At 55.2% G+C, this 10,261-nt stretch carries 12 protein-coding genes and 1 pseudogene; 4 read left to right on the forward strand and 9 right to left on the reverse strand.

The genetic code is table 11. The annotated features are described in order from the left end of the window. From AB7E14_RS14300 to apaH, 3 genes are all read left to right on the forward strand, one after another. Positions 1-232, forward strand: a 232-nt coding sequence (locus AB7E14_RS14300) for an rRNA adenine N-6-methyltransferase family protein (RefSeq protein ID WP_428169619.1), incomplete at its 5' end; no start/stop codon positions are given. A 2-nt stretch (positions 233-234) separates the two neighbouring features. Continuing rightward, positions 235-612, forward strand: a complete 378-nt coding sequence (gene apaG, locus AB7E14_RS14305; protein ID WP_042997970.1) for a Co2+/Mg2+ efflux protein ApaG — start codon at positions 235-237, stop codon at positions 610-612. 10 nt (positions 613-622) lie between these two features. Further along, complete coding sequence (apaH, locus tag AB7E14_RS14310) at positions 623-1,471, forward strand: bis(5'-nucleosyl)-tetraphosphatase (symmetrical) ApaH (protein ID WP_042997971.1); 849 nt, start codon at positions 623-625, stop codon at positions 1,469-1,471. A 93-nt stretch (positions 1,472-1,564) separates the two neighbouring features. Here apaH and folA read toward each other — a convergent pair whose 3' ends face one another. From folA to AB7E14_RS14335, 5 genes are all read right to left on the reverse strand, one after another. Then, the gene (folA, locus tag AB7E14_RS14315; RefSeq protein ID WP_052522458.1) at positions 1,565-2,044 is read right to left on the reverse strand and encodes a type 3 dihydrofolate reductase; all 480 of its coding nucleotides are present in this window, start codon (positions 2,042-2,044) and stop codon (positions 1,565-1,567) included. 197 nt (positions 2,045-2,241) lie between these two features. Then, positions 2,242-4,104: a glutathione-regulated potassium-efflux system protein KefC gene (gene kefC, locus AB7E14_RS14320; RefSeq protein WP_428169620.1), complete on the reverse strand. Its 1,863-nt coding sequence runs from the start codon at positions 4,102-4,104 to the stop codon at positions 2,242-2,244. Then, on the reverse strand, positions 4,097-4,627 hold the full coding sequence (gene kefF, locus AB7E14_RS14325) for a glutathione-regulated potassium-efflux system oxidoreductase KefF (protein ID WP_044328294.1): 531 nt from the start codon (positions 4,625-4,627) through the stop codon (positions 4,097-4,099). The genes kefC and kefF overlap by 8 nt, the downstream gene beginning before the upstream one ends. Positions 4,628-4,730: 103 nt before the next feature. Further along, a complete protein-coding gene (locus AB7E14_RS14330; protein WP_044255562.1) occupies positions 4,731-4,964 on the reverse strand; it encodes a YgdI/YgdR family lipoprotein in 234 nt (77 codons plus the stop codon). Positions 4,965-5,066: 102 nt separating this feature from the next. Beyond that, the gene (locus AB7E14_RS14335; RefSeq protein WP_044256030.1) at positions 5,067-6,398 is read right to left on the reverse strand and encodes an MFS transporter; all 1,332 of its coding nucleotides are present in this window, start codon (positions 6,396-6,398) and stop codon (positions 5,067-5,069) included. Between the two features lie 40 nt (positions 6,399-6,438). Here AB7E14_RS14335 and AB7E14_RS14340 point away from each other — a divergent pair. Further along, positions 6,439-6,540: pseudogene (locus AB7E14_RS14340) on the forward strand (hypothetical protein); the annotation flags it as partial. Here AB7E14_RS14340 and fixX read toward each other — a convergent pair. Genes fixX through AB7E14_RS14360 form a run of 4 tightly spaced genes read right to left on the reverse strand, consistent with a single transcriptional unit; the run spans position 6,537 to position 9,857 of the window. Next, positions 6,537-6,824, reverse strand: coding sequence for a ferredoxin-like protein FixX (gene fixX, locus AB7E14_RS14345; protein ID WP_042997977.1), 288 nt, complete (start codon positions 6,822-6,824; stop codon positions 6,537-6,539). The pseudogene AB7E14_RS14340 and the gene fixX overlap by 4 nt on opposite strands. Next, positions 6,821-8,107, reverse strand: a complete 1,287-nt coding sequence (locus AB7E14_RS14350) for an FAD-dependent oxidoreductase (protein WP_316962672.1) — start codon at positions 8,105-8,107, stop codon at positions 6,821-6,823. The genes fixX and AB7E14_RS14350 overlap by 4 nt, the downstream gene beginning before the upstream one ends. A gap of 22 nt (positions 8,108-8,129) precedes the next feature. Next, positions 8,130-9,071 carry an electron transfer flavoprotein subunit alpha/FixB family protein gene (locus AB7E14_RS14355; RefSeq protein ID WP_044267383.1) on the reverse strand — a complete coding sequence of 314 codons (942 nt, stop codon included), beginning with the start codon at positions 9,069-9,071 and terminating at the stop codon, positions 8,130-8,132. 12 nt (positions 9,072-9,083) lie between these two features. Continuing rightward, positions 9,084-9,857: an electron transfer flavoprotein FixA gene (locus AB7E14_RS14360; protein WP_316962671.1), complete on the reverse strand. Its 774-nt coding sequence runs from the start codon at positions 9,855-9,857 to the stop codon at positions 9,084-9,086. Positions 9,858-10,261: the final 404 nt, after the last annotated feature.

Consider the following 10,261-nt stretch of genomic DNA (forward strand, 5'->3'; position numbering starts at 1 on the left):
CACTACGATGCCCTATCCGGTCAACGATATTCGCCTGTTGAGCCGCATCACCTCAGAAGCGTTCAACCAGCGCCGTAAAACGATTCGTAACAGCCTCGGCAATCTGTTCAGCGTTGAGGTCTTGACGGAACTGGGTATTGACCCGGCAATGCGAGCGGAAAATATCTCTGTCGCGCAGTACTGCCAGATGGCGAACTATCTGTCAGAACACGCGCCATCGAAGGAGAGTTAAGCATGATCAATTCGCCCCGAGTGTGTATTCAGGTCCAAAGCGTCTATATTGAAGCGCAATCCTCACCTGAAGATGACCGTTACGTTTTTGCCTACACCGTAACCATCCGCAATCTGGGGCGAGCGCCCGTGCAGTTACTGGGACGCTATTGGTTGATCACCAACGGTCATGGCCGAGAAACTGAAGTCCAGGGAGAAGGTGTGGTTGGCGTTCAGCCGCACATTGAGCCTGGCGAAGAGTACCAGTACACCAGCGGCGCTGTTATCGAAACGCCGCTGGGCACGATGCAGGGTCATTACGAAATGATTGATGAGAACGGCGTCGCCTTTACCATCGATATTCCGGTTTTCCGACTCGCCGTTTCCACTCTCATTCACTAAAACAATAGCTATGGCAACATACCTTATTGGCGACGTTCACGGTTGCTACGACGAACTGATCGCATTGCTACAACAAGTCAATTTTACCCCTGAAAGCGATACCCTGTGGCTGACGGGGGATCTGGTTGCTCGTGGCCCAGGTTCACTGGACGTGCTGCGTTATGTGAAATCACTCGGTGACTGCGTGCGCCTGGTGCTGGGTAATCACGACCTGCATCTGCTGGCGGTCTTCGCCGGTATCAGTCGTAACAAACCGAAAGACCGCCTGAGTCCGCTGCTGGAAGCGCCGGACGCAGACGAACTGCTCAACTGGCTGCGTCGCCAACCGCTGTTGCAGATAGATGAAGAGAAAAAACTGGTGATGGCGCATGCGGGTATCACACCGCAGTGGGATTTGCAGACTGCCAAAGACTGCGCGCGCGATGTTGAAGCGGTGCTGTCGAGTGACTCTTACCCCTTCTTCCTCGACGCCATGTATGGCGACATGCCAAATAACTGGACGCCGGAACTGACCGGACTGGCACGCCTGCGCTTTATCACCAACGCCTTTACCCGGATGCGTTACTGCTTCCCGAACGGGCAACTGGATATGTACAGCAAAGAGTCCCCGGAGGATGCCCCGGCGCCGTTGAAACCGTGGTTTGCCATTCCCGGACCGGTCAGCGAAGCCTACAGCATTGCGTTTGGTCACTGGGCGTCTCTGGAAGGAAAAGGAACGCCGGAGGGAATCTATGCGCTGGATACCGGGTGCTGCTGGGGAGGGAATTTAACCTGCCTGCGCTGGGAAGATAAGCAGTACTTTGTGCAGCCGTCAAACCGGCAGATGGATCTGAATGAAGGCGAAGCCGTTAACGCCTGATCTGTTTTGCCTGATAGCGCTACGCTTATCCGGCCTACGAGATGGTTTGTAGGCCGGATAAGACGCTAAGCGTCGCCATCCGGCACTCATCGCTTAGCGACGTTCCAGAATTTCGAAGCAATAGCTGTGTGAATTCTGCTCGTCAGCGTCGTGAAACTCGCTGAACACCGATTCCCAGTCGTCCGGCTCGTAATCCGGGAAATGCGTATCCCCTTCCACTTCCGCATCGATGTGCGTCAGATACAGTTTCTGCGCTTTGGGCAGGAACTGCTCGTACACACGACCACCGCCAATCACCATAATTTCTGGTGCATCACCACAGGCGGTAATCGCTTCATCAACCGATTTCACCCACTGCACGCGATCGTCAGTACCCGGCTGGCTGCTGATGACGATGTTCTTACGTCCCGGCAACGGTCGGCCGATGGATTCCCAGGTATGGCGTCCCATAACGACAGGTTTATTTAACGTATTACGTTTAAACCAGGCGAGATCCGCAGGCAGATTCCACGGCATGGCGTTTTCCATGCCAATAACGCGATCTACCGCTAACGCAGCAATCAGACTGATCATTGAATATTTCCCGGAGCAAAAAAAATTGTCGCCACTATACGGAAAGAGCAATCTTTCGTCGACTAACGAACAGAAGAAGAGCACGAAAATTTTCCGATCTGCTGGCGAGTCCACGACTTGTCAGTGGACTCCCGGCATTACAGTAGTTCAAAAACAATTGGTTAACAGTAAAGTTTGCAGTACATCACATTTTTGACTTAGGTTGACGGTTTAACTTCTGGCTCATCGGCAACGTCTCCCGTGTGTTTGCCTTCCTCAGTCCCCTGCCAGCCATGACGCTGAATCAACGACAGATGTTCGCGATCCTCGGTGATGATTTCGCTCAGCATCGCGCTGGTCCGTTTATAGACTGCCGCACGGGAGGTGGCATCATCTTCACCTTTCGCCATCTCTTCTACCATTTGCGTATTAAAGCGACGGAACAGGTCCGCGCGTTCACGCGCTTCATAGCGGCCAAGCCCAAGACTTTCCAGCGCCAGACGCCCGGTTTTAAGCGCGCCTTCAAACGTTTCACGTTCCGGTTGCTCCACGCCCGCCTGGCGCAAACGAATGTAATGATCGACATCGCGTGCCCGGGCAATAATTTGCAGGTTCGGGAAATGGTCTTTTACCATCTCCGTCAGCTCCAGGTTGGTTTGCGGATCGTCAATGGCATTGATCAGCACTTCCGCTTTCGCCGCCCCGGCGGACTCCAGCAGATCCATCCGCGTCGCATCACCGTAGAACACCTTCATGCCAAATTTACGCAGCGTCTCGATGTGGTCCGGATCGTGATCGAGAACGACCATCTTCACACCGCTGGAGAGCAGTAAACGACCGGTGATCTGCCCGAAGCGGCCAAATCCGGCAATAATCACCCGCGGCTGTTCTTCATCAATTTCATCGGCTTCCCGCTCTTCACCGGAAGCGGATTTCTCCATTCGCGTAAGGATGACCAGGAAAATCGGCGTCGCGGCCATCGACAGTGCCACCGCCAGCGTTAGCGCCTTCGCCCATTGTGGATCGAGCACGTTCGCCATCTGCGCCGCGCCACAGACCACAAACGCGAACTCACTGCCCTGTCCGAGCAGTACCGCAAACCAGCGGCGCTGCTTGTTCGGCACCTGTAAAGGACGGGCAATCAGCCACAGCATCCCGGTTTTAATCACCAGGAAACCGACCAGCAGAATGATGATACGGAGCGGATTATCGATAAACGTCCCGAAGTCGATAGACATGCCGACACCGATGAAAAACAGCCCCAGCAGCAGCCCCTTAAACGGCTCGATGTCGCTTTCCAGCGCGTGGCGATACTCAGAGCTTGCCAGCAATACGCCAGCCAGGAACGCCCCCATCGCCATCGACAGCCCAACTTCTTCAAGCAACAGCCCGAAGCCAAAGACCAGAAACAGCGCCACGGCGCTGAAGACTTCGCGCAGGCCAGAACGCGCAACGAAACGCAGCGCCGGGCGGGTCACATAGCGCCCCAGCAGTACCACCAGGACTAACGCACCAGCCACTTTCAGTGCCGACAGCGCGAATGCGCCAAGCGTGGTTGACGCCCCGCTGGTCGCCAGTAGCGGAATCATTGCCACCAGCGGAATCGCCGCGATGTCCTGGAACAGCAGCACAGCAAAGGCGCTGCGTCCCATCTGCGAAACGGTCAGGTTGCGCTCATTCATCGCCTGCATAGCTATCGCCGTGGAGGAGAGCGCCAGCGTCATACCAATCAGTTCCGCCACCTGCCAGCGCAGACCGAGGAACATACAAAACAGACCAATCAGGCCGCCGCAGACCACCATCTGTAGCGCGCCGCCGCCAAACACTGAAGCGCGCAGTTTCCATAGCCGCTGGGGATCAAGCTCCAGGCCAATGACAAACAGCATCAGCACCACGCCGATTTCAGCAAAGTGCAGAATAGATTCGGCATCGGTCACCAGACGTAACCCCCAGGGGCCGATGATGCACCCCGCAATGAGATACCCCAGCACCGAGCCTAAGCCCAACCGGACGGCAATCGGCACGATCAGCGCCGCCGACCCAAGATAAATCAGCGCCTGTATGAGCGTATGGCTATCCATTGTGCGCCTCCTGCCATTCCATCAGTCGTTGCTTGTAATGACGCGCCTGCGCCTGCAGCGTTTCGTCGTCGCAAATAAACGTACAGTGCATTGCAAACGGCGCAAGCCAGTTGAGCCCGCAGTAGATGGCTGTCGCCTGGAGCGGCTGTGAGAGTACGTCAAACCCCGGATGCGAGCCGATATCGAAGTGATTATCGCCGCCGCCAGTAGTCACCGCCCACATGACTTGCTTACCGCGCAGCGCGGTCCCGCCGTGACCATAGGCCCAGCCGTGGGAAAGCACTTTATCCATCCACAGTTTGAGTAGGGGGGGAACGCTGTACCATTGCATGGGATGCTGCCAGACGATCAGGTCTGCGCGAGAAAGCGCCTCTTGTTCCGCAGCGATATCGATATTGAAATCAGGGTAGAGTTCATAGAGAGAACGAACTTCGACGCCTTCCAGCGTCCTTGCCTGCTCAAGCATCCGTTTATTCGCATGCGAATGCTGCGGATAAGGATGCGCATAAATGATGAGAATCATGATTAGCCTGTTATTTTACCACTCTGTTTTATAAGAGAGTGTAGTCAGTAAACCAACAGGCTAATAGTGAATATTATTGAGCGGATGAATGGGGAAAATTGAACTAGTTATCCAGCTCGCTCATATTTTTCACCTGATCGCGGTTAATTTGCTCCGTCTGACCCGTTTCGGCATTTTTGTAGGAGACCAGGCCCGTGTCATCGTCCACCTGCGGTTTACCGTCGGTGACAATGGTTCGGCCATCGGTCGTACGCACTGCCTGGTTCGAGGAGCAGCCTGCAAGAGTAAAGACGGTTGCTGCGGCAAAAAGGGAAGCGATTAATAGTTTCTTTTGCATGGTGTTCTCCCTGCTTTTCAGTCATTTTCAGTGATATACCCACTAACTGTAGACGCACTGACTGAGGTCGAGAGGAAATACAGAACACTCTGAAGACTCACCTTAACACAACGGTTTCCTGCGAATCGTCATCGTACTGGTCTGGGCAAGCGTCAGACCGCGCGTTTCTGGCGCGAAGGCAATGGAGACCAGCAACCCGACCAACGAGATCCCCGCCCCCATCAGCATCACCTGACTAATACCATATTTAGTAATGAAAATAGGCAGCGCCCAGGTCGAGAGGATGGTACCGATACGACTCAACGACATGATAACCCCCACTGCGGAGGCGCGAATGTCGGTCGGGAACAGTTCATTGGGATAGAGCCATTGCAAATTCCCCGGTCCGCCAGAGAAAAAGGCGTACACTGCGAATGCCGTCACCACCAGCCAGATCCCCATTTCCGGGATCAGCCCCAGCACCGCCAACGCCAGCGTCATCATCACGAAGCTGCCAATCAGCAGCGGCCTCCGCCCCGCGCTGTTCAGCCAGAACATTGGCGGAATACAGCCCAGCATAAAGAACAGGCTGATCACCACATTCCCCAGCGCTGCGCTCTTCCCGGCCCCCAGTCCCAACAGGCCGACGATCTGCGGACCAAAGGTGTAAATGGCAAACATCGGGATCACCTGACAGGTCCAGATCGCGGCGACAAACAGCACAAACGGGAAGTGGCGACGATTAAACAATTGTAAAAAGCGCGTCTCCTGCGCTGTGTCTTCATCGAACGCAACCGGCTCGCCGAACAACTTGATCATCATCGCTTCACACTCTTTGACCCGGCCTTTACGCAACAGCCAGCGCGGAGACTCGGGCAGATCGAAGCGACCAATCAGGATCAACAGGCAAGGGATCGCCGCGCTGCCCAGCATCCAGCGCCAGCCGCCCTCGACGTCATAGAGCCAGTAACCAACCAGATCGGCGCAGGTCGCGCCGACGTACCACATCGCCGCAATAAAGCTTATAGAGAAGGCACGTTGGCGGGTACTGGAAAATTCGGTGATCATCGAGGTGGCAATGGGATAATCCGCACCAATCACCACGCCAATCAGCACCCGCATCACCAACAGTTCAACCGGAGATGAGACAAACATAGTGGCCACCGATATCACCCCAATAGCGATGATATCGATAAGAAACATTTTGCGCCGCCCCACTTTGTCCGAGATATAGCCAAACAAAGAGGTGCCGACAAACAGCCCGGCCAGCGTCCCCGCGCCCAACAGGCCAATCCACTCAGCATCCAGCTTCAGCGCAGGCGTGAGCTGTTCCAGCGCGACGCCAATCATCACCAGCACATAACCGTCCAGAAACGGTCCACCGCTTCCCCACAGCATGATCCTGCGGTGAATAGAGGAGAACTGGATGTCATCAAAGTTCCTGGGCTGTTGCATGGCAATGTCCTGTTTGCCGACATTCGGCATTAGTGCTTAACTGCCTGATGGCGCTGCGCTTATCAGGCCTACTTATCCCCGTAGGCCGGATAAGGCGTTTTCGCCGCCATCCGGCAGTGGAGCGTATACCTGTACTCATTAACCGTAACGAAACTCCACGCCGAAGGTGCCGCGTGGGTACTCCCATTTTTCCAGCGCCGTATCAAGTCCGAGAATTCGACACGTTCCGCACTCCAGGCATCCGGCATAATCAAAGCGCACGCTGCCGTCATCCTGCTTTTTGTATAACCCGGCCGGACAGGCTTTGATCAACACTTCCAGCACCTGCTTATCCGGCGCAGTTTTCATGATGATGTGCGGATGCTCTTCATCGACATTGAATTTGTTGACGCCCAGCTTGACGTCTACGTTGACGGGAGAAGTCATAATACGGTCACTCCTTTAATGCCATCCTTCATCAGGTTGATGAAGCCCACTTTCTTCGCATGGCGCAGGATCGTCTTACGCATCGGCACCGGCGCACTACCATCGACGGTAAAGAGGTCACGGGCGATACCAACAACCATTTCCGGGTAGCGGGTGAACATGCGCGGGTTATCGAGGAACGCCGGCAACCGCTGGTACATACGCATATCGCGCATCGGACCGTTGTCGAGATGCTGGCGATATTCCGCCAGCCCCTGACGGCTAAAGTCGTTGCTTTGCATGGCGGAAAGCACCGTTTTCGCCGCCGCTTCACCTGCTGCCACCGCGAGATCCATCCCGCGAATCGTGAAGCCGAGATTCATACACATACCCGCCGCGTCGCCCGCAATCAGCACGCCGTCGCCCACCAGCTCAGGCTGCATGTTCATCCCTGCTTCCGGCACCACGTGTGCCGCGTACTCCACCAGCTTGCCACCCGCGATCAGCGGGGCAACGGCCGGATGCTGTTTGAAATCTTCCAGCATTTGCGGGACCGATTTTTTCGCCTCTTTCAGATGATGAAGCCCGCATACCAGCCCCAGTGACAGGGTGTTTTCGTTGGTATACAGGAAGCCACCGCCCATCAGGCCATCCGTGGGCGATCCCGCGAACAGACAGGCCGCCCCTTCGTTACCCTGCAACTGGAAGCGATCTTCAATCACCGATTTCGGCAGTTCGATCAGCTCTTTCACGCCGACCGCCACGTGCGCGGCCTCAACGCGTTTTGCCATTCCCAGTTTTTCCGCCAGCAGGGAGTTGACGCCATCGGCGAGGATCACCACTTTCGATTCGATGATGTCGCCGTCCGCTTCTACACCAACGACTTTGCCACCGCGCTGCACGACGTTATCCACGCGGATCCCGGTGATCAACTGCGCGCCCGCCTCTTCCGCCTGCTCCATCAGCCAGGCGTCAAATTTACTGCGCAACACCGAATAAGAGACCTGCGACGGGCCAGCCTTTTCACCGTTGAGATAGTCCACGGTCATCGCCCCGTTATCGGTCATAAAGGCGAGTTTTTCATGGGTAATGACCCGTTCAACAGGGGCCTGCTGAGCAAAGCCTGGAAGAATGCGCTCCAGACTGTGAGCATAGATGCGCCCACCGGTGACATTCTTCGCGCCAGCGGAATTTCCGCGCTCGATAACCAACACCTGGGCCCCTTCGCGGGCGAGCACCAGGGCGGCGACGGAACCGGCAAGCCCCGCGCCCACGATGATGGCATCAAAGATATCTTCGGACATACGTACTCCCTGCCTGAATGGGTTAGCGTGCCAGTGCGGTCGTCAGCGCGGGCAGGATTTTCAGCGCATCGCCGACAATGCCGTAATCCGCGTACTGAAATATCGGCGCATTTTTGTCTTTGTTGATGGCAAAAATAGTCTGTGCGCCGTTTGCCCCCACCATGTGCTGGATCTGCCCGGAGATCCCCACCGCCAGGTACAGTTCCGGCTTGAGCATCAGATTCGAGATCCCGACATAGCGCTCATGCTCCATCCACTTCTCGTTTTCGGCGACCGGACGCGAACAGGCCAGCTCCGCGCCAATGGCCTGACACAGCGCTTGCGCCAGTGAGATATTCTCTTTGCTGCCGATACCGCGTCCCACGCTGACCACCAGCCGGGCTTTATCGAGATCAACGCTGTTACTCTGACGTGGTTGCGTGGCAGTGCGCGTGACGGTAATTCCCGGCGCCTGCCAGGCTACGCTGTGCGTCTCGCCGCTGCGGGTCGCATCAGGCTGTTGCGCCTCAAAAGTGCCGCTGCTGAGCGTCAGTACCGCAAACGGCGTGGAGAGCGTCTCTTCGCCCATCGCCAGGCCGCCATACACCATGTGTTTGACCGTCGCCCGGCCATCCTGCTGCGTCACGGTGCTGGCATCATTAGAAACCGCTGCGGCAAGGCGATAGCCCAGTTTTGCCGCCAGCAGTTTGCCGCGACGGGTGTTGGGCAGCAGCAACAGGCCAGAATCACCCTGTTGACGAACGGTCTGTGCCATCACGTCCGCATAATCTTCCACCATACGATCGTCCGGCTTGCCGCTCAGTTGCCAGACGTGATGTGCGCCCAACTGAATGGCCGTGGTTGCCTCATCGGCGCTTTGCACAAATGCGTTAATCTGTTCACCTAAAATCTGCGCGCCGCTCATCAGTTCCGGCAGGCGAGACGCGGTATCGCTGAATACCCAGACGCTGGAAAACTTGCTCATAACATCCCCTTCTTAATTAATGATTTTGCGCAGACTATCGGCAAACGCAGCGATCTGTTCTTCACCATCGCCTTCAATCACAATGCGCTGGCGCTCACGTTGTTTCGGTGCGGCCACCGTTTGCGTGGACCAGGCGTCCCCGGCGCTAAAGCCAATGTCCGCCGCTGACCAGACCTGAACCGGTTTTTTCGCCGCCCCCAGAATGGCTTTCATCGATGGTATTTGTGGAGAGTTAATATCGGTGGAAACGGCCACGACCGCCGGCAGCGGAATGCTCAGCGTTTCAATTTCATCTTCCAGTTCACGTTCAACGTTCAGCGTACTTTCCGTCAGTGAGAGGATCTTGCTCACGCCGTTGATGGCGGGAATGTTCAGCGTTTCGCCTACCAGCAGGCTGACCTGCTGGGCGTAGAGATCGGAGGAACCATCGCCGCAGAGAATCAGATCAAAACCCGACTTTTGCGCGGCAGCAGCCAGCGCTGCGGCAGTTTGCTGTGGCAATGCCTGCTCGAACCGATCGTCAATGACGACCACCAGTTCATCCGGGCCGCGGGAGAGGACATCCTTACGCCCTTTCGCGTTGGTTAACGCCTTGCCGCCCACGCTCAGGGCGATCACCTGCACGTCGCTGGCCTGCTGTTTCAGTTGGCAAGCCGCTTCAATCGCATTCAGGTCGTACTGGCTGATTTTGCCATCTGCTTTGCTGAAATCTAATGAACCATCTGCGTGATTGACGACAATATCCTGTTCATCAGGTACGCACTTGTAGCAAGTAATTATCTTCATTGCATCTCCAGAAATCATGAAGGAAACGTATATATATATCGGCGGTGTTAAATACAGATATCACGCTCTTTAATTCGGAAATAAAACCATAATCACCAATATTGAAAATGTCACACACTGATATTCGCAACTTTCAATATTGTTAAGCACCTCACCAATATTGAAACCCGACGTCCAAAAGAAATATTTTCAATATTGTCTGGCAGATCACCAATATTGAACGCCAAACGGTGAAAAACCCAACAAATTAGAATTTAACCAAATGATAAATATACATTTTTAAGAGCTGTCAGCACCAAAACACCCCAAACAAAAAGTGTGACGAAGATTACAGAATGCCGCAAAACGAATACCCATTATGAGTTACTCGCCAACGCGTCCTGAGGTTAAACGGGTATCAACAA

Origin of the sequence: Citrobacter sp., from assembly GCF_050252275.1 — a bacterium.
Classification (GTDB): domain Bacteria; phylum Pseudomonadota; class Gammaproteobacteria; order Enterobacterales; family Enterobacteriaceae; genus Citrobacter_A; species Citrobacter_A amalonaticus.